Annotated in this window: 17 protein-coding genes, 1 pseudogene and 1 CRISPR repeat array; of the genes and pseudogenes, 16 read left to right on the plus strand and 2 right to left on the minus strand. The window is 69.5% G+C overall.

Translation table 11 applies throughout. From position 1 onward, the window contains the following. Positions 1-3: 3 nt before the first annotated feature. The 16 genes and pseudogenes from Tther_RS13310 to pcaF form a co-directional block, all read left to right on the plus strand. Positions 4-129 (plus strand): annotated as a pseudogene (locus Tther_RS13310) (IS5/IS1182 family transposase); the annotation flags it as partial. Then, positions 124-684 carry a flagellar transcriptional regulator FlhC gene (gene flhC, locus Tther_RS11145; protein ID WP_143903884.1) on the plus strand — a complete coding sequence of 187 codons (561 nt, stop codon included), beginning with the start codon at positions 124-126 and terminating at the stop codon, positions 682-684. The pseudogene Tther_RS13310 and the gene flhC, both read left to right, overlap by 6 nt. A gap of 30 nt (positions 685-714) precedes the next feature. Beyond that, positions 715-1,731: a phenylacetic acid degradation operon negative regulatory protein PaaX gene (gene paaX, locus Tther_RS11150; protein WP_185975079.1), complete on the plus strand. Its 1,017-nt coding sequence runs from the start codon at positions 715-717 to the stop codon at positions 1,729-1,731. Between the two features lie 138 nt (positions 1,732-1,869). Then, entirely contained in the window at positions 1,870-2,349 is a 480-nt protein-coding gene (gene paaI, locus Tther_RS11155) for a hydroxyphenylacetyl-CoA thioesterase PaaI (protein WP_143903854.1), read from the plus strand. Between the two features lie 41 nt (positions 2,350-2,390). Then, a complete protein-coding gene (gene paaK, locus Tther_RS11160; RefSeq protein WP_143903856.1) occupies positions 2,391-3,716 on the plus strand; it encodes a phenylacetate--CoA ligase PaaK in 1,326 nt (441 codons plus the stop codon). Between the two features lie 35 nt (positions 3,717-3,751). Beyond that, complete coding sequence (paaA, locus tag Tther_RS11165; protein WP_143903858.1) at positions 3,752-4,759, plus strand: 1,2-phenylacetyl-CoA epoxidase subunit PaaA; 1,008 nt, start codon at positions 3,752-3,754, stop codon at positions 4,757-4,759. 48 nt (positions 4,760-4,807) lie between these two features. After that, positions 4,808-5,146: a 1,2-phenylacetyl-CoA epoxidase subunit PaaB gene (paaB, locus tag Tther_RS11170; protein ID WP_143903860.1), complete on the plus strand. Its 339-nt coding sequence runs from the start codon at positions 4,808-4,810 to the stop codon at positions 5,144-5,146. After that, a complete protein-coding gene (gene paaC, locus Tther_RS11175) occupies positions 5,146-5,949 on the plus strand; it encodes a 1,2-phenylacetyl-CoA epoxidase subunit PaaC (RefSeq protein ID WP_143903862.1) in 804 nt (267 codons plus the stop codon). The genes paaB and paaC overlap by 1 nt, the downstream gene beginning before the upstream one ends. 23 nt (positions 5,950-5,972) lie before the next feature. Further along, a complete protein-coding gene (gene paaD / locus Tther_RS11180; protein WP_143903864.1) occupies positions 5,973-6,518 on the plus strand; it encodes a 1,2-phenylacetyl-CoA epoxidase subunit PaaD in 546 nt (181 codons plus the stop codon). 91 nt (positions 6,519-6,609) lie between these two features. After that, positions 6,610-7,707: a 1,2-phenylacetyl-CoA epoxidase subunit PaaE gene (gene paaE, locus Tther_RS11185; protein ID WP_143903866.1), complete on the plus strand. Its 1,098-nt coding sequence runs from the start codon at positions 6,610-6,612 to the stop codon at positions 7,705-7,707. A gap of 89 nt (positions 7,708-7,796) precedes the next feature. Continuing rightward, the gene (locus Tther_RS11190; protein ID WP_143903868.1) at positions 7,797-8,945 is read left to right on the plus strand and encodes an ABC transporter substrate-binding protein; all 1,149 of its coding nucleotides are present in this window, start codon (positions 7,797-7,799) and stop codon (positions 8,943-8,945) included. Between the two features lie 95 nt (positions 8,946-9,040). Then, entirely contained in the window at positions 9,041-10,066 is a 1,026-nt protein-coding gene (locus Tther_RS11195; protein WP_143903870.1) for a branched-chain amino acid ABC transporter permease, read from the plus strand. Further along, on the plus strand, positions 10,063-11,949 hold the full coding sequence (locus tag Tther_RS11200; protein WP_143903872.1) for a branched-chain amino acid ABC transporter ATP-binding protein/permease: 1,887 nt from the start codon (positions 10,063-10,065) through the stop codon (positions 11,947-11,949). Before Tther_RS11195 ends, Tther_RS11200 begins: the two co-directional genes overlap by 4 nt. After that, the gene (locus Tther_RS11205; RefSeq protein ID WP_143903874.1) at positions 11,946-12,710 is read left to right on the plus strand and encodes an ABC transporter ATP-binding protein; all 765 of its coding nucleotides are present in this window, start codon (positions 11,946-11,948) and stop codon (positions 12,708-12,710) included. The genes Tther_RS11200 and Tther_RS11205 overlap by 4 nt, the downstream gene beginning before the upstream one ends. Positions 12,711-12,767: 57 nt before the next feature. Beyond that, a complete protein-coding gene (paaZ, locus tag Tther_RS11210; RefSeq protein ID WP_143903876.1) occupies positions 12,768-14,819 on the plus strand; it encodes a phenylacetic acid degradation bifunctional protein PaaZ in 2,052 nt (683 codons plus the stop codon). A 95-nt stretch (positions 14,820-14,914) separates the two neighbouring features. Then, positions 14,915-16,120, plus strand: coding sequence for a 3-oxoadipyl-CoA thiolase (pcaF, locus tag Tther_RS11215; RefSeq protein WP_143903878.1), 1,206 nt, complete (start codon positions 14,915-14,917; stop codon positions 16,118-16,120). Positions 16,121-16,477: 357 nt separating this feature from the next. Here the strand turns inward: pcaF and Tther_RS11220 are convergent, their stop codons facing one another. Then, positions 16,478-16,939 carry a hypothetical protein gene (locus Tther_RS11220; protein WP_143903880.1) on the minus strand — a complete coding sequence of 154 codons (462 nt, stop codon included), beginning with the start codon at positions 16,937-16,939 and terminating at the stop codon, positions 16,478-16,480. An 11-nt stretch (positions 16,940-16,950) separates the two neighbouring features. Next, entirely contained in the window at positions 16,951-17,277 is a 327-nt protein-coding gene (locus Tther_RS11225) for an ADP-ribosyltransferase family protein (protein WP_143903882.1), read from the minus strand. A gap of 20 nt (positions 17,278-17,297) precedes the next feature. Continuing rightward, positions 17,298-17,569: direct repeats of the CRISPR family, unit length 28 nt; unit sequence GGTCGATCCCCGCGTGCGCGGGGCAGCC. Positions 17,570-17,746: the final 177 nt, after the last annotated feature.

Below are 17,746 nucleotides of genomic sequence, written 5' to 3' on the forward strand. Positions count from 1 at the left end.
ACGATGAGAGGCAGTCAAGACTTCCAGGGGGCGATGTTCAGCTACATCAGCCTCGAAGAGCGCGTGCCGCAGGCGCACCCACTGCGCAAGCTGCGCGCCGTGGTCGATGCGCTGCTGGCAACCATGACCGCCCCCGCCCGCAAGACCGCCGCCAAGAGCATCGTCACCGAAAGCCGCGACATCGAACGCGCCGTCGCCCTCATCCAGCTCGGGGCGCGGCTGCAGGTGCTCGAGAGCGAAACGCAGCTCTCCTACGAAAAGCTGCTGCGCCTGTACAAGGAGGTCACGGGCCGCTCGCCCAGCAAGGGGCAGTTGCCCTTCTCCACCGACTACTTTTTGCAGTGGCAGCCCAACATCCACGCCTCGCTGTTCGAAAACATCCGCCAGTCGCTGCTCAAGACCGTGGCGCTGGAGGACATCGACGCCATCATGAAGGCCTACCGCCTGTATGAGGAGCAGATGCGCGTGTGCGGCATCGAGCCGCTGCTGAGCTTCACCCGCGCTTGGCGCCTGAGCCGCTTCATGGACGCCGGCATGCTGGTGCGCGCCCGCTGCACCTGCTGCGGCGGGCACTTCGTGGCCGACCCGTACATCAACACCCGCCACTACGTGTGCGGCCTGTGCAAGCCACCGGCGCGTGCCGGCAAGGGCCGTGCCGAAGGGGCGCTGCGCGCCGAGGTGTGACGCTGCCGGCGCTGGCGTACCATCGCGGGCATGCCCTGCGACACGTCCCCCCCCGTTGCCCCCGCGGCTTTGCCGGCGCGCCCGGCGGATGCGGCCGTGCAGGCACGCATCGACGCCTTTGCCGGCCTCGACCGGGTGCACGCGGGCTCGCTCATCATCTCGGTGTTTGGCGACGCGGTGCTGCCGCGCGGGGCGCGGCTGTGGCTGGGCAGCCTGATCCAGCTGCTGGAGCCGCTGGGCATCAACGAGCGCCTGGTGCGCACCGCCGTCTACCGCCTGGTGCAGGAGGGCTGGCTGACCACCGAAGCGCACGGCCGGCGCACCGATTACATGCTGACCGCGGCGGGGCGTGCCCGGTTCGAGGAGGCCTCGCGCCAAATCTATGCCGCGCGCGCGCCGCGCTGGGATTTGCACTGGCGGCTGCTGCTTTTGACCGGCACGCTGCCGGCGCGCGCGCGCGAACGGCTGCGCCGCTCGCTGTTCTGGCAGGGGTATGGCGAGCTGCCGGGCGGCGTCTTCGTGCACCCCAGCGCCGACCTGCCCGCGACCTTCGAGGCCCTGCAGGCCGACGGCCTGGGGGCCTGCCGCGCGGCGCTGCTGCCGTTGCGGGCCGAGCGGCTGCCGGTGCGCGGCACCGCGCCCGACCGCGACCTGGTGCGCCAGGCCTGGAACCTGGAAGCGCTGGCCGACGCCTATGGCGCCTTCGTGGCGCGCTACGCCCCGCTGCTGGCCGCGCTGCAGACGCACGGCGCGCCCACGCCGCAGCGGGCGTTTTTGGCGCGCACGCTGCTCATCCACGACTGGCGCCGCCTGCTGTTGCGCGACCCGCAGCTGCCCGAGGAGCTGCTGCCACGCGACTGGCCGGGTGAGCGCGCGCGCCACGTCTGCCGCGGCCTGTATCGCTTGCTGCTGGAGGCGGCCGAGCAGCACCTGGACGAACGGCTGCACCTGGCCGACGGCCACGTGCCCGCGGCCGCCAACTGGCTGTGGCAGCGCTTCGAGCCGCTGGAAGACGAGTGCTCGCTGGGCGCCCCGCGCGCGCTGTGAGGTTGGCGCAAGCCGTCCATCGGTTGAGGCGGTGCCATCCCGGTGCCGCGGCGTTTTCCAAGGGTAAACCCTAGTGCGCGGGCGGCCGCTTTTGTTTGATACTGAAAGTCAGATTGAATCATCGACTTTTGTATCACAATGACCGCTGCCGCTGCCACCACCCCCTCCGAGCCCCAGGCCCTGGCCGAGGCCGCCGCCGCCGCCATGTGGACCCGTGACCGCGCCTGCCAGGCCCTGGGCATGCGACTGGAGTCGGTGGCGCCGGGGCGCGCCGTCATGTCGATGCCGGTGCGCGCCGACATGGTCAATGGCCACGCGATGTGCCACGGCGGCCTCATCTTCACGCTGGCCGACAGCGCCTTTGCCTACGCGTGCAACAGCCACAACCACAACACCGTGGCCGCGGCCTGCACCATCGATTTTCTGGCACCGGCGCGCGAGGGCGACGTGCTCGAGGCCGAGGCGGTCGAGCGCGCGCTGGCCGGCCGCAGCGGGGTGTACGACATCACCGTGCGCGTGCGCGGCGGCCACACCGTTGCCCTGTTTCGCGGACGCAGCCACCGCATCGCCGGCGAGGTGATCGCGGGCCTGGCGGCAGCCTCCGCCGAGGCGCGCTGAACTGCCGCCATACCCCAAGCGTTTCCCCGAGGAGTCCCCCGATGCCCGTCAAAACCCCGCGCCCTGGTGACCTGGAGCCGATCGAGACCGCCAGCCGCGACGAACTCGCCGCGCTGCAGCTCGAGCGCCTGAAGTGGAGCGTGCGCCACGCCTACGACAACGTGCCGCACTACCGCGCCAAGTTCGACGCCGCGGGCGTGCACCCGGACGACCTCAAGACCCTGGCCGACCTGGCCAAATTTCCCTTCACCACCAAAGCGGACCTGCGCGACAACTACCCCTTTGGCATGTTTGCCGTGCCGCGTGAGCGCGTGGTGCGCATCCACGCCTCCTCGGGCACCACGGGCAAGCCCACCGTGGTCGGCTACACCCAGCGCGACATCGACACCTGGGCCAATTTGGTGGCGCGCTCCATCCGCGCCGCCGGCGGGCGCGCCGGCGACATCGTGCACGTGGCCTATGGCTACGGCCTGTTCACCGGCGGGCTGGGGGCCCACTACGGCGCCGAGCGGCTCGGCTGCACGGTCATCCCGATGTCGGGCGGGCAAACCGAGCGCCAGGTGCAGCTCATCATGGACTTCAAGCCCGACATCATCATGGTCACGCCCTCGTACTCGCTGGTCATCGCCGAGGAGTTCGAGCGTCTGGGCATCGGGCCGGAGCAGATTCCGCTCAAGGTCGGCATCTTTGGCGCCGAGCCGTGGGGCGAGGGCATGCGCGCCGAAATCGAGCGCAAGCTGGGCCTCGACGCCGTGGACATCTACGGCCTGTCCGAGGTGATGGGGCCGGGCGTGGCCAACGAGTGCATCGAAACCAAAGACGGCCCGGTCATCTGGGAGGACCACTTCTACCCCGAGATCATCGACCCCGACACCGGCGAGGTGCTGCCCGATGGCGAGGAGGGCGAGCTGGTCTTCACCTCGCTGACCAAGGAGGCCATGCCCATCATCCGCTACCGCACCCGCGACCGCACGCGGCTGCTGCCGCCCACGGCGCGCAGCTTCCGCCGCATGGGGCGCATCACCGGCCGCACCGACGACATGATCATCCTGCGCGGGGTCAACGTGTTCCCGACGCAGATCGAGGAGCAGATCCTGCGCGACGCCCAGCTGTCGGGCAACTACCTGCTGGTGCTCACGCGCGACGGCCACCTGGACCAGCTCGAGGTGCGCTGCGAGCTGCAGCGCCACCTGAGCGGCCGGCTCACCGACGCCGAGCGCGCCACCATCGCGCGCGAGCTTGCGCATCGCATCAAGACCTTCATCGGCGTGAGCACGCGGGTGACCGTGCTCGACGCCGACAGCCTGCCGCGCACCCAGACGGGCAAGGCCAAGCGGGTGCAGGACGACCGCCCCCGCACCGCCTGACGCCACCGCCCCTTCCGAGCCACCGGAGACCCGCCATGTACACCCAAGCGCTGAGCATCCCCGACCCCGCCGGCAAGGTCCAGCCGATCCAGCCGGACGAGCCGGCCGACAAGCTGGACGCCTTCCAGGCCCGCATCGACGCCGACGGCCGCATCGAGCCGCAGGACTGGATGCCCGAGGCCTACCGCAAAACGCTGATCCGCCAAATCAGCCAGCACGCCCACAGCGAGGTGGTCGGCATGCTGCCGGAGGGCAACTGGATCACCCGGGCGCCCAGCCTCAAGCGCAAGGCCATCCTGCTGGCCAAGGTGCAGGACGAGGGCGGCCACGGCCTGTACCTGTACTCGGCGGCCGAGACGCTGGGCGTCAGCCGCGCCGAGCTGATCGAGCAGCTGCTCACGGGCCGCGCCAAGTACAGCTCGATCTTCAACTACCCGACGCTGAACTGGGCCGACGTCGGCGTCATCGGCTGGCTGGTGGACGGCGCGGCGATCATGAACCAGATCCCGCTGTGCCGCTGCAGCTACGGGCCGTACGCGCGCGCGATGATCCGCATCTGTAAGGAAGAAAGCTTCCACCAGCGCCAGGGCTACGAGCTGCTGCTGACCATGATGCGCGGCACCGAGGCGCAGCGCCGCATGGTGCAAGACGCCGTCGACCGCTGGTGGTGGAAGTGCCTGGCGATGTTCGGCCCGCCCGACAGCGCCAGCGTGCACAGCGAGCAGAGCATGCGCTGGGGCATCAAGCGCATCAGCAACGACGAGCTGCGCCAGAAGTTCGTCGACGCTACCGTGCCGCAGGCCGAGGTGCTGGGCGTGACGTTGCCCGACCCGAAGCTGAAGTGGAACCCCGAGCGCGGCCACTACGACTTCGGCGAGATCGACTGGGAAGAGTTCTGGCAGACCGTCAACGGCCACGGCCCCTGCAACAAGGAGCGCCTGGCCACCCGCGTCAAGGCGCACGAGGACGGTGCCTGGGTGCGCGAAGGCGCCCTGGCCCACGCCCGCAAGCGCCGCCAGCGCGAACAGGCGGCCGCGGCCTGAGCCCCGCCCAGCCGCCCCGGACCCCATCGACCCCGTGGAGCACACCCCATGAGCACTACCCCATCCTCCGAGAGCGCGGGCGCGCCCGAGCGCACCACCCCCGCCCTGAAAGACTGGCCCCTGTGGGAGGTCTTCGTGCGCAGCAAGCAGGGCCTGGAACACAAACACTGCGGCAGTCTGCACGCCGCCGACGCCGAGCACGCGCTGCAAATGGCGCGCGACATCTACACCCGCCGCCAAGAGGGCGTGAGCATCTGGGTCGTGCCCTCGGCGGCCATCGTCGCCAGCCGGCCCGAGGACAAGGGCGAATTCTTCGAGCCCGCGGCGGACAAGATCTACCGCCACCCGACCTTCTACGACATCCCGGCCGAAGTGGGGCACATGTGATGGACGCCGTGGCCACCGAAACGGGCGTGCTGCTCGACTACCTGCTGCACCTGGGCGACAACGCCCTGGTGCTGGCGCAGCGCAACTGCCAGTGGTGCGGGGTGGGCCCCGTGCTGGAAGAAGACTTGGCGCTGGCCAACCAGAGCCTGGACCTCATCGGTCAGGCGCGGCTGCTCTACCAGGAGGCGGCGCGGGTGCAGGGTGGCGGCGCCACCGAAGACACGCTGGCGTACTTCCGCGACGACACCGCGTTTCGCAACTACGTGCTGTTGGAGCTGCCAGCCAGCCTGCCGCGCGTCGGCTACGCGCAAGGCGACATGGACTGGGGCGTCACGCTGGCGCGCAATTTCCTCTACAGCGCGCTGATGGTGCCGCTGTGGGAGGCGCTGCAAAACTCCGGTCACGCACCGCTGGCCGCGATTGCCGCCAAGTCGCTCAAAGAGGCGCGCTACCACCTGCGCCACGCCAGCGAGTGGGTGGTGCGCCTGGGCGACGGCACCGACGAATCGCATGCGCGCATGCAGGCCGCTTTCGACCACCTCATGCCCTACACGCAGGAGTTCTGGGTGCCCAGCGACTTCGAGCGTGCGGCGGTCGAAGCGGGCATCGGCGTGGACGTCACCGCCCTGCAAGCGGGCTGGCGCGCCACCGTGGCCGCCACGCTGCAGGAAGCCACGCTGCGCGTGCCGTCCGACCAGGGCTACGTGCCGCAGGGCAAAAACGGCGTGCACTCCGAGCACCTGAGCTACCTGCTGGCCGAAATGCAGTCGGTCGCACGCGCCCATCCCGGCGCGCAGTGGTGAGGCCCGTGTCCACCCAGTCCGCCATGACCACGACCGCCGTCCCGCCCGTCAACGCCGACACGCTCGCACGTGTGCGCGCTGCCCTCGATGCCTTGACCGACCCGGAAATCCCCGTCGTCACGCTGGCCGAGATGGGCATTGTGCGCGACGTGCGCGCGGCGCCGGACGACCCATCGCAGGTGGAGGTGGTGATCACCCCCACCTACAGCGGTTGCCCGGCGATGGGCCAGATCGAAGACGACGTGCGCGCCACGTTGCAGCGCCTCGGGGTGCCGGCGCGCGTGGTCACGCAACTGGCGCCGGCCTGGACCACGGATTGGATGAGCGACGCCGCGCGCGAGAAGCTGCGCGCCTACGGCATCGCCCCGCCGGGCCGCTGCCAGGCCGAAGCCGGCAGCCCCGGCGCGCACGTCGTGCGTTGGGTGCCGCGCGCCGCGGATGCCGTGGCCTGCCCGCGCTGCGGCTCCACCCACACGCGCGAGGTGTCGCGTTTTGGTTCCACCGCCTGCAAGGCGCTGTGGCAGTGCCTGGATTGCCACGAACCGTTCGACCACTTCAAGCCCCATTAGCCAAGCCGACGCCCAGCCCCACCGCGGCGCCGGGCGTTTGCGCCGATCCCCAAGACCCCCCACGCCACGCCACCGATATCCCGAGGGTTCCATGAGCGTCCCCCAGTTTCATTCCCTGACCATCAAACGCGTCAGCCCCGAGGCCGCGGGCTCCGTGGCCGTCACCTTCGACGTCCCGTCGTCGCTGCGCGACACCTTCCGCTTCGAGCCGGGCCAGTACCTGACCCTGCGCACCCATCTGGATGGCCAGGAACTGCGCCGCAACTACTCCATTTGCAGCCCGCGCTCGCGCCTGCAACGCGCCGGCGAACTGGACATCGGCATCCGCCCGGTGCAGGGCGGGCGTTTTTCCAACTGGGCCGCAAGCGCGCTGCGCGCGGGCCAGCAGCTCGACGTGATACCGCCGCAGGGGCGCTTTACCGTGCAGCGACCGCGCGCGCTGCACCGCGTCGGCTTTGCCGCCGGTTCGGGCATCACGCCCATCCTGTCGATCGTCGCCAGCACGCTGGAGGAGCAGCCCGAGTCCAAATTCACCCTGGTCTATGGCAACCGGCGCACCGCGACCATCATGTTCAACGAGGCGTTGCAGGACCTCAAGGACCGCTACCCGGACCGCTTCACCATGATCCACGTGCTGTCGCGCCAGGCGCAGGAGGTGGACCTGCTGCAGGGGCGGCTGGATGCGGCCAAGGTGCGCGCCATCATGGACGCGCTGCTGCCGCCCGCCAGCATGGACGAGGTGTTCATCTGCGGTCCGGAGGCCATGATCGAGGCCACCGAGCAGGCGCTGCGCGACGCGGGCGTGCCGCCACAGCGCATCCGCACCGAGCGCTTCACCACCGGCGCGGCGCAGGCCGCCAAGGTGCAGGCCGACGTCGATGCCGCCGGCGCGCGCCGGGCTGCGGGCGCGGCGGCGCAGGCGGTCATCGTGCTCGACGGCAAGCAGCACGAGGTGCCCATCGCCGCGGACGAAGCGGTGCTCGATGCCGCGCTGGATGCGGGCCTGGACCTGCCCTACTCGTGCAAAGGCGGCGTGTGCAGCACCTGCCGCGCCAAGGTGCTCGAAGGCCGCGTGACCATGGAGCGCAACTTCGGCCTGACCGACGACGAGGTGGCGCGCGGCTTTGTCCTGACCTGCCAGGCCCATCCCGTGACCCCGCGGCTGGTGCTCAGCTTCGATGAGCGTTGACATGCAGCATAGTGCATGCTACACAACGGGTTGGCGCCTGCGCTGATACCGTCGATTGTTTTGACCCCCCACCTGAGGAGACGTTAGCCATGATCCTGCGCAAAACCTTGCTCGCCCTGGCCGCTGCGGCCAGCCTTGTCAGCACCGCCTGGGCGGACATCCAGGTCGGCGTGACCGTGTCGGCCACCGGTCCGGCGGCGTCATTGGGCATCCCCGAGAAAAACACCTTCGCGCTGATGCCCAAGACGATCGCGGGCGAGAAGGTCAACTACATCGTGCTCGACGATGCCAGCGACACCACCGCGGCGGTCACCAACACGCGCAAGCTGATCACCGAAAACAAGGTCGATATCGTCATCGGCTCGACCATCACGCCCAACTCGCTGGCGATGATCGACGTCGTGGCCGAGGCGCAGGTGCCCATGATTTCGATGGCTGCCTCCGCGCGCATCGTCGAGCCGGTGGACGCCAAGAAGCGCTGGGTGTTCAAGACCCCGCAAAACGATATTCAGATGGCACTGGCGATTGCCAGCCACATGGCCGACAACGGCGTGCGCACGGTCGGCTTCATCGGCTTTGCCGACGCTTACGGCGAAGGCTGGTACCAGGAGTTCATCAAAGCCGCGGGCCTGAAAAAGCTGCAGGTCGTGGTCAACGAGCGCTACAACCGCGCCGACACCTCGGTGACGGGGCAGGTGCTCAAGATCGTGGCCGCCCGTCCGGACGCGGTGCTCATCGCCGGCTCGGGCACGCCTGCGGCGCTGCCGCAAAAAACGCTCAAGGAGCGTGGCTACGCGGGCAAGATCTACCAGACGCACGGCGTGGCCAACAACGACTTTTTGCGCGTGTGCGGCAAGGACTGTGAGGGCACGCTGCTGCCGGCCGGCCCGGTGCTGGTGGCCGACCAACTGCCCAACGACCACCCGGTCAAGAAGTCGGCCCAGGCCTATGTGCAGGCGTATGAAGCCGCTTACGGCAAGGGCTCGGTGAGCACGTTTGGCGGCCACGCCTGGGACGCGGGCTTGCTGCTGGCCGCGGCGGCGCCGGAGGCGCTCAAAAAGGCCAAGCCCGGCACGCCCCAGTTTCGCGCCGCGCTGCGCGACGCGCTGGAAAACGTCAAGAACGTGGGCGGCGCGCACGGCATTTTCAACATGTCGCCCACCGACCACCTGGGGCTGGACCAGCGCGCGCGCGTGATGGTCAAGATCGAAAACGGCACCTGGAAATACCAGCCGTAAGGCCCTAGCCCACCCGCCCGGCGCGCCCGGGCGGGCCGCCGCCGCTTGTGTAGACCGGTCGACGGCCAGTGCCGCCGGCCCACTGGTGTGACCCCATGGATGTGCAAATCGCCCTGTTTCTCGGACAGGACGGAATACTCAATGGCGCCATTTACGCGCTCATGGCGCTGGCGTTGGTGCTCGTGTTTTCGGTGACGCGGGTGATCTTCGTGCCACAGGGCGAGCTGGTCGCCTACGGCGCGCTGTCGATGGCCGTGCTCAATGCCGGTGGCACGCCGGCCACGCTGTGGCTGTTGCTGATCATGGCCGGCCTGACCCTGGCGCTGGAGGCCTGGCGCCAGCAACGCGGCGGGCAGGTCGATTGGTGGTCCACCGGCCTGTGGTGCGTCGCGTTGCCGGCCTTGGCGGTGTTGGCGGTGTGGTGGCGCCCAACCACCCTGCTGGGGCAGGCGCTGGCCGTGCTGCTGCTCATCACCCCGCTGGGGCCGTTGACGTACCGGCTGGCCTTTCGCCCGCTGGCGCACGCCACGGTGCTGGTGCTGCTGATCGTCGCGGTCGCATTGCATGGCGTGTTCATGGGCCTGGGCTTGTGGTTTTTCGGCGCCGAGGGAGCGCGCACCCCGGCGTTTTCCGAGGCGCGCTTCGACCTCGGCACGCTGCCCGTCAGCGGCCAATCGCTGGTGGTGCTGGGCGTGACCGGCCTGCTGGTGGTGGCGATGTTTTTGTTTTTCGAGCGCACCTTGCTGGGCAAAGCGCTGCGCGCCACCGCCATCAACCGGGTCGGCGCGCGCCTCATGGGCATCCCGACCGAGCTCTCGGGCGACCTCAGCTTTGCGTTGGCGGCGCTGATCGCCGCCGTCTCCGGGCTGCTGATCGCCCCCATCACCACGATCTACTACGACACGGGGTTTTTGATCGGCCTCAAGGGGTTTGTCGCCGCCATCATGGGTGGCCTGGCCAGCTACCCCGCGGCCCTGCTGGGGGCGGTGCTGGTGGGGCAGCTCGAGGCGTTCGCCTCGTTTTGGGCCAGCGCGTTCAAGGAGGTGGTGGTGTTTACGCTGATCATCCCCGTGCTGCTGTGGCGCTCGCTGCGCAGCCACCACGTGGAGGACGAAGAATGAGCGCCGAAACCCGCAGCGCGCGCGCCCATGCCGCCTCGGGGGCGGTGCAAGCCGGCACGGGCGGCATCGAGCACCGCTGGCTGGTCGTCGCCTTGGTGCTGGTGCTGGCGCTGGCCTGGGGCGTGCTGCCCGATTTCACCATCACGCTGCTCAACTACATCGGCCTGCATGCGCTGGTGGCGCTGGGGCTGGTGATGCTCACCGGCGTGGGCGGCATGACCTCGTTCGGGCAGGCGGCCTTCGTGGGGTTGGGGGCCTACGCCACCGCCTGGGTGTGCACCGCGCCCGAGGTGGCGGCCGCGTTGGACGGGCTGCCGCCGGCGGTGCTGCCCTGGGCCGGGCTGCTGCTGGGCCTGGCGCTCACGCTTGTGGTCGCGCTGGCCCTGGGCGCGGTGACGCTGCGCCTGGGCGGGCACTACCTGCCGCTGGCGACCATCGCCTGGGGGCTGAGCCTGTACTTTCTGTTTGGCAACCTGGGCTTTTTGGGCGGCCACACGGGGCTGACCGGCATTCCGCCGCTGACGCTGGCCGGCGTATCGCTGGCCGACCCGCGTGCCTTGGGCGTGCTCATTTGGACGCTGCTGCTGCTGGCCGTGTGGGCGCTGCACAACCTGCTCGACTCGCGCGAGGGGCGCGCCATCCGCGCGCTCAAGAGTGGGCGCCTGATGGCCGAATCGATGGGCGTGGACACGGCGCGCCAGCGCACCAAGGTGTTTGTGCTGGCGGCGCTGCTGGCGGCGCTGTCGGGCTGGCTGTACGCGCACCTGCAGCGCTTCATCAACCCCACGCCGTTCAACCTCAACATCGGCATCGAATACCTGTTCATGGCGGTGGTCGGCGGCAGTGGCCATCTCTGGGGCGCGCTGCTGGGGGCGACGCTGATTGCCCTGCTCAAGGAGCAGCTGCAGGATATCCTGCCCAAGCTGCTGGGCATGAGCGGCAACTTCGAGATCATCGTTTTTGGCCTGTTGATGATGCTGGTGCTGCAGCGCTACGCCGAAGGGCTGTGGCCCACCCTGGCGGGCTGGGCGCGCCGGTTGGGCGCGCGTCCCACGCCCCCACGGCTGCCCGCGCCGCAGCCGCTGCCGGTGCGCCCGCTGCCCAGCCCGGGCACCGTGCTCATCGAGGCACGGGGGGTGACCAAGCGCTTTGGCGGCTTGCTCGCCAACAGCCAGGTGTCGCTGGACGTGCGCGCCGGCGAGGTGCACGCCCTCATCGGCCCCAACGGCGCGGGCAAGAGCACCTTCTTCAACATGATTTCCGGCGTGGACGACCCCACCGAGGGGGAGGTGCGGCTGATGGGCGAGCCGATGACCGGCCAGCCCTCGCGCGCCTTTGCGCGCCGCGGCCTGGGGCGCACCTTTCAGCACGTGCGGCTGCTCGGGCAGCGCAGCGTGCTCGACAACGTGGCGCTGGGGGCACACTTGCGCGGCCGGCGCGGCTGGTTGGCCAGCATGCTGCGGCTGGACCGGCACGAGGAGGCGGCGCTGCTGGCCGAGGCGATGCGCCAGATCGAGCGCTGCGGGCTGGCCGAGCACGCACACGCCCCGGCGGCATCGCTGGCGCTGGGCCAGCAGCGCATCGTCGAGATCGCGCGCGCCCTGGCGGGCCAGCCGGCGGTGCTGCTGCTCGACGAGCCCGCCGCCGGCCTGCGCCATCTGGAAAAACAGGCGCTGGCGGCGCTGCTCGATCAGCTGCGGCGCGAGGGTCTGGGCATCCTCATCGTGGAGCACGACATGGAGTTCGTCATGAACCTGGCCGACCGCATCACCGTGTTGGATTTCGGCACGGTGATCGCGCACGGGTCACCGGCCGAGGTGCAGCGCGACCCGCGCGTGCTGGCCGCCTACCTGGGCGACGACGGCAGCGGGAGCGTGGCATGAGCAACGCGCGCCCCCCTTTGTTGCGTTTGCGCGGGTTTAGCGTCTCGTACGGGCCGGTGGAGGCGCTGCACCAAGTAGACCTGGACGTGCACGAGGGCGAGATCGTGACCGTCATCGGCCCCAATGGCGCGGGCAAGACCACGCTGCTCAACGCCGCCATGGGGTTGCTGCCCTCGCGCGGCGAGCTGGCGGTCGATGGCGAGGTGGTACCGCGCCCGAGTGTGGAGCGCATGGTCGCGCGTCAGGTGGCGCTGGTGCCCGAAAAGCGCGAGCTGTTTGGGGACATGTCGGTGGAAGACAACCTGCTGTTGGGCGGTTTTGCCCGTTGGCGCCGGGGCGACCGCACGCAGCGCCAGCGCATGGAGGAGGTGTTTGCCATCTTCCCGCGTCTGCGCGAGCGCCGTGCCCAGATGGCCGCCACCCTCTCCGGTGGCGAGCGCCAGATGCTGGCGATCGGCCGCGCGCTCATGGCCAAGCCGCGCCTGCTCATGCTCGACGAACCGTCGCTGGGTCTGGCACCGTTGATCGTGCGCGAGGTGCTGCACACCGTGGCGCGGCTGCGCGACATCGGCGTGTCGGTGCTGCTGATCGAGCAAAACGCGCGCGCCGCGCTGCAGATTGCCGACCGCGGCTACGTGCTGGAGATGGGGGCCATCGCCCTGCACGGACCGGCGGAGGACTTGCTGCACGACCGCCGCATCATCGAGACGTACCTGGGCCTGGGGGGGCGTGCCGCCGCGCCGGCGCCCGCCCCGGTGTGACAGCTGCACGTTTTGCCTGGGCGCGCGGCGCCCGGGTTTCCCCTGGTCATTCGGATCATGCCCATGAACCCCCCTGTTTTGCAAAGCTTCATCGCCGGCCGTTGGATCGGCCAATCCCCAGCCCAGACGCTGCACAGCGCCGTCAATGGCCGCCCCGTGGCCGCCGCCCACGCCGAGGCGATCGATTTTGCCGAAGCCCTGGCCCATGCGCGCCGCGCCGTGCCGGTGCTGCTGCGGTTGGACTTTCAGCAGCGCGCCGCGCGCCTGAAGGCGCTGGCCAAGTACCTGATGGAGCGCAAGGAGTCGCTCTACGCGGTGTCGGCACACACCGGCGCCACGCGCCAGGACAGCTGGATCGACATCGAGGGCGGCATTGGCACGCTGTTCGCCTACGCCAGCATGGGCAGCGCCGAGCTGCCCAGCGGCAACCTGTGGCACGAGGGGCCGGTGGTGCCCCTGGGCAAGCAGGGCCACTTCGCTGGCACGCACATCCTGGTGCCGCGCGGCGGCGTGGCGGTGCACATCAACGCCTTCAATTTCCCGGTCTGGGGCTTGTTGGAAAAGTTTGCCCCCGCCTTTTTGGCCGGCATGCCCTGCATCGGCAAGCCCGCCACCGCCACCAGTTACCTGACCGAGGCGCTGGTGCGCCTGATCGCCGACAGCGGCGTGCTGCCCGAGGGCAGCCTGCAGCTCGTCATCGGTGGCACCGGCGACTTGCTGGACCGCCTGGAGGGGCAGGACGTGGTCACGTTCACCGGCAGTGCCGATACCGCCGCGCGGCTGCGCGCCCACCCCAACCTGGTGCGGCAGTCCATTCCGTTCAACGCCGAGGCCGACTCGCTCAACAGCGCCATCCTGGCGCCCGATGTCCAGCCCGATGACGAGGAGTTCGAGCTCTACGTCAAGGAGGTGGTGCGCGAAATGACCGTCAAGGCCGGCCAAAAGTGCACCGCCATCCGCCGCGCGCTGGTGTCGCGGCGCCACCTGGACGCGGTGGCCGAGCGCCTGCGCGCACGGCTGGCGAAGGTGGTGGTGGGCGACCCGGCCATCGACGGCGTGCGCATGGGGGCGCTGGCGTCGCGCACCCAGCAACGTGACGTCGCCGAGCGCGTGGCGCTGTTGCGCCAGGGTGCCGAGGTGGTGTGGGACGGCGGGCCGGACTTTGCCCCCGTGGGCGAGGGCACGGCCGAAGGGGCGTTTTTTGCGCCCACGCTGCTGCTCAGCCGCGATCCGCACCGCCACGAGGCGGTGCACGAGGTCGAGGCGTTTGGCCCGGTGAGCACGCTGCTGCCCTACGACGATCTGGACGAAGCGCTGGCGCTGGCCGCGCGTGGCCGTGGCAGCCTGGTGGCCACCTTGGTCACGCGCGATCCGCAGGTGGCCGCGCGCGCGATCCCCGTGGCGGCGGCGTGGCACGGCCGGCTGCTGGTGTTGGACCGGGAAGCCGCGGCCGAATCGACCGGCCACGGTTCGCCGCTGCCCGCGCTCAAGCACGGCGGGCCGGGGCGCGCCGGCGGCGGTGAGGAGTTGGGCGGCCTGCGCGCCGTCAAGCACTACCTGCAGCGCGCCGCGGTGCAAGGCTCGCCGACCATGCTGGCCGCCGTCAGCGGCGAGTACGTGCGCGGCGCCGCGCGCATCGAAACCGAGGTGCACCCGTTCCGCCGCCACTTCGAGGACCTGCGCATCGGCGAGAGCCTGCTGACCCACCGCCGCACCGTCACCGAAGCCGACATCGTCGCCTTTGGCGGGATTTCGGGCGACTACTTCTACATGCACTTCGACGAGATCGCCGCCAAGGATTCGCCGTTTGGGCGGCGCATTGCGCACGGCTACTTCGTGCTGTCGGCGGCGGCGGGGCTGTTCGTCTCGCCCGCGCCGGGGCCGGTGCTGGCCAACTACGGGCTGGAGACGCTGCGCTTCATCAAGCCGGTGGCCATCGGCGACACCATCCAGGCGCGCCTGACCTGCAAACGCAAGATCGACCGCGCCAAAACCGATGCCCAGGGCCGTGGCCAGGGCGTGGTGGCGTGGGACGTCGAAGTCACCAACCAGCACGGCGAGCTGGTGGCCAGCTACGAGATTCTGACCCTGGTGGCCAAGCGCGCCTGATGCCTGCGCGCGGTATCCGCCGCTGCCGCCGCTGCCGCCGCTGCCGCGCGTCCTCTCGACACCGTTTCTGTTCCCCCAACTTGGATGCGACCGCCATGACCGTTCACGCTTACGTTTGCGATGCCATTCGCACCCCCTTTGGCCGCTACGGCGGCGCCTTGTCGTCCGTGCGCACCGACGATCTGGCCGCAGCGCCGATCGCGGCGTTGATGGCGCGCAACCCCCGGGTTGACTGGGGCGCGCTGGGCGACGTCATCTACGGCTGCGCCAACCAGGCTGGCGAAGACAACCGCAACGTGGCGCGCATGGCGGCCCTGCTGGCCGGCTTGCCGGTGGAAGTGCCTGGCGCCACCGTCAACCGCCTGTGCGGCTCGGGCCTGGACGCGGTGGGCAGCGCCGCACGCGCCATCCGCTGCGGCGAGGCCGAGCTGATGATCGCCGGCGGCGTGGAGAGCATGAGCCGTGCACCGTTCGTCATGCCCAAGGCCGAGACGGCGTTTGCGCGCAGCGCCGCGATCTACGACACCACCATCGGCTGGCGCTTCATCAACCCGCGCATGCAGGTGCTCTACGGCACCGACGCCATGCCCGAGACCGCCGAAAACGTCGCTGCCGAGTTTGGCATCGCGCGCGCGGACCAGGACCGCTTTGCACTGGCCTCGCAGCGCAAAGCGGTGGCGGCGCAGCAGTCCGGCGTGCTGGCGCAGGAGATCACGCCCGTCACCATCCCGCAGAAAAAGGGCGATCCGGTGCAGGTCGATCGCGACGAGCACCCGCGCGAAACCTCGCTGGAAGCGCTCGCCCGCCTCAAGGGCGTGGTACGCCCGGACGGCACGGTGACCGCGGGCAACGCCAGCGGCGTCAACGACGGCGCGTGCGCACTCATCCTGGCCAGCGAGGCCGCCGCCGCGCGCCACGGCCTGACGCCGCGCGCGCGCATCGTGGGCATGGCCACGGCCGGGGTGCCCCCGCGCATCATGGGCATAGGCCCGGCGCCGGCGACGCGCAAGGTGCTGGCGCTGACCGGCTTGACGCTGGCGCAGATGGACGTCATCGAGCTCAACGAAGCCTTTGCCGCCCAGGCCCTGGCGGTGCTGCGCCAGCTTGGCGTGGCCGACGACGACCCGCGCGTCAACCCCAACGGCGGCGCGATCGCGCTGGGGCACCCCTTGGGCGCCTCGGGCGCGCGCCTGGTCACGACCGCGGTCAACCAGCTGCACCGCAGCGGTGGCCGCTACGCCCTGTGCACCATGTGCATCGGCGTCGGGCAGGGGATTGCGCTGGTGCTCGAGCGGGTGTGACCGCTGTTTACCGACGTACTTCTCAGAACACCCCAGAGGTGTCCGTCATCAGCGTGGAATCGTGTCCGCTATGACGTGAAATACGCAGTTGCGCAAGAAGCGGAGACATAAACCCAAGTCGATCCCCGCGTACGCGGGGGAGGCCCACCAGGCACAAAGGTGGCAATCGCATCCGGCCTATCCCATGTGCTCGGGTCGGACGGGCGGCTCGGGTTCTTGATGACGACCAGCTTCCCGTTGTGGTCCGGCTGCGGGTGGTGGTGTGGCGCCAGACCGCTCTGCAACCCGCCCTTGCGCTCGTAAGGGCGCACGTAGTGCGACCCGCGCATGTGGCCTTTGACGTGCGACTTGATGCACTCACTCGACATCGCCGATCCCCACGAAGATGCGCGTGAACTTGTCGATCAAGGCATCGACCGACGCCTGCATTTGCTGCTCGGTGATCCTGTCGTCCTCATACGCCACCAGATCGAATGCGAAATCGCGCATCATGCGGATCGCCGCGCGGTTCACCGCGTCCGACGTGTCGCCGCCGATGCCGCAGCGCTCGACCAGGAATCGGCCGAGATGCTTGGGCGAGTTCCAGACATAAGCCTGGTAGGCCGGATCCTGCCCGTAGAGCACGCGCTGCAGCTCGTCGGCCTTGCGGAGCATGACGGCAATCGCATCCTCGCCCCTCTCGAGCTGCGCGCGCCTGGCAACCGTGATGTCGTACAGCACGCGGCGAAGCAGCCCTTCGATGACGGACGGCGACCCCAAGAAAGGCTTTTCGGTCGAAAAGCCGGATTCAATCAGCGCATCAGAATCGGGTATCGGCATACTTCTTTTCCTCAGATCAGCGTCGGCAGCAACAAGGCTTTCACCCGGACCGTCTTCCCAACCTTCTTAGCGCCGATGATCATGTACCGCTGATTCGGCGGCAGAAGGCCCTCGCCCTCGCTCGCGTTCGCGGACAGCCAGCCCGGGAACATTTTGACCCCCTTGCCAGCAACGAATTCCCACTCAATGTCGTTGTTGCCGAGCACCTTGCTACCGCCGGTCCACGACGTGCTCGTGAACCCAGGCTCTTGCAGCACGGTTCCAGGCTCGGCCGACAGCAGGAACTGCTGCAGCTCCTTCACCTTCTTCTCGTTTGGCTTGGCGCCATAGCCCTTCATACCCATGCGCCGCACAAAGGGGTCGGTCCCCGCGTGCGCGGGGCAGCCCGTCCAAGGTGATCCTTGGCATTGAGAGCGTGAGGTCGATCCCCGCGTGCGCGGGGCAGCCTGGGCCGCAGTGCCTTGCGGACGAAACCCTCCGGGTCGATCCCCGCGTGCGCGGGGCAGCCGAGGTCGAATCGTCCGGCCAGCGGGTCAACGTGGGTCGATCCCCGCGTGCGCGGGGCAGCCACCTGCGCCCCATCACCATCACCGACGCCATGAGGTCGATCCCCGCGTGCGCGGGGCAGCCTACTAGTGCGCTGCACCGCAACATCACTCTAGAGGTCGATCCCCGCGTGCGCGGATTGTGCAACCTCTTTTCTGTAAATTTCCGGTTGGGTGGTCATGACAACCGGGTTACAGGTTGAAGTTGAGATAGACCTTGCCGGTCAGCCACTCGTCGTCGAGTTCGGCGAGCATTGCGGAA

This window comes from Tepidimonas thermarum, from assembly GCF_007556705.1.
In the GTDB taxonomy this organism is placed as follows: domain Bacteria; phylum Pseudomonadota; class Gammaproteobacteria; order Burkholderiales; family Burkholderiaceae_C; genus Tepidimonas; species Tepidimonas thermarum.

Coding starts and splice junctions, on each gene's coding strand:
- paaX (WP_185975079.1), top strand. CDS start 715: ATGCCCTGCGACACGTCCCCCCCCGTTGCCCCCGCGGCTTTGCCGGCG.
- paaD (WP_143903864.1), top strand. CDS start 5,973: ATGACCACGACCGCCGTCCCGCCCGTCAACGCCGACACGCTCGCACGT.
- Tther_RS11205 (WP_143903874.1), top strand. CDS start 11,946: ATGAGCAACGCGCGCCCCCCTTTGTTGCGTTTGCGCGGGTTTAGCGTC.
- flhC (WP_143903884.1), top strand. CDS start 124: ATGACCGCCCCCGCCCGCAAGACCGCCGCCAAGAGCATCGTCACCGAA.
- pcaF (WP_143903878.1), top strand. CDS start 14,915: ATGACCGTTCACGCTTACGTTTGCGATGCCATTCGCACCCCCTTTGGC.
- paaA (WP_143903858.1), top strand. CDS start 3,752: ATGTACACCCAAGCGCTGAGCATCCCCGACCCCGCCGGCAAGGTCCAG.
- paaK (WP_143903856.1), top strand. CDS start 2,391: ATGCCCGTCAAAACCCCGCGCCCTGGTGACCTGGAGCCGATCGAGACC.
- Tther_RS11190 (WP_143903868.1), top strand. CDS start 7,797: ATGATCCTGCGCAAAACCTTGCTCGCCCTGGCCGCTGCGGCCAGCCTT.
- paaC (WP_143903862.1), top strand. CDS start 5,146: ATGGACGCCGTGGCCACCGAAACGGGCGTGCTGCTCGACTACCTGCTG.
- Tther_RS11225 (WP_143903882.1), bottom strand. CDS start 17,277: ATGAAGGGCTATGGCGCCAAGCCAAACGAGAAGAAGGTGAAGGAGCTG.
- paaB (WP_143903860.1), top strand. CDS start 4,808: ATGAGCACTACCCCATCCTCCGAGAGCGCGGGCGCGCCCGAGCGCACC.
- paaE (WP_143903866.1), top strand. CDS start 6,610: ATGAGCGTCCCCCAGTTTCATTCCCTGACCATCAAACGCGTCAGCCCC.
- Tther_RS11195 (WP_143903870.1), top strand. CDS start 9,041: ATGGATGTGCAAATCGCCCTGTTTCTCGGACAGGACGGAATACTCAAT.
- Tther_RS11200 (WP_143903872.1), top strand. CDS start 10,063: ATGAGCGCCGAAACCCGCAGCGCGCGCGCCCATGCCGCCTCGGGGGCG.
- Tther_RS11220 (WP_143903880.1), bottom strand. CDS start 16,939: ATGCCGATACCCGATTCTGATGCGCTGATTGAATCCGGCTTTTCGACC.
- paaI (WP_143903854.1), top strand. CDS start 1,870: ATGACCGCTGCCGCTGCCACCACCCCCTCCGAGCCCCAGGCCCTGGCC.
- paaZ (WP_143903876.1), top strand. CDS start 12,768: ATGCCCATGAACCCCCCTGTTTTGCAAAGCTTCATCGCCGGCCGTTGG.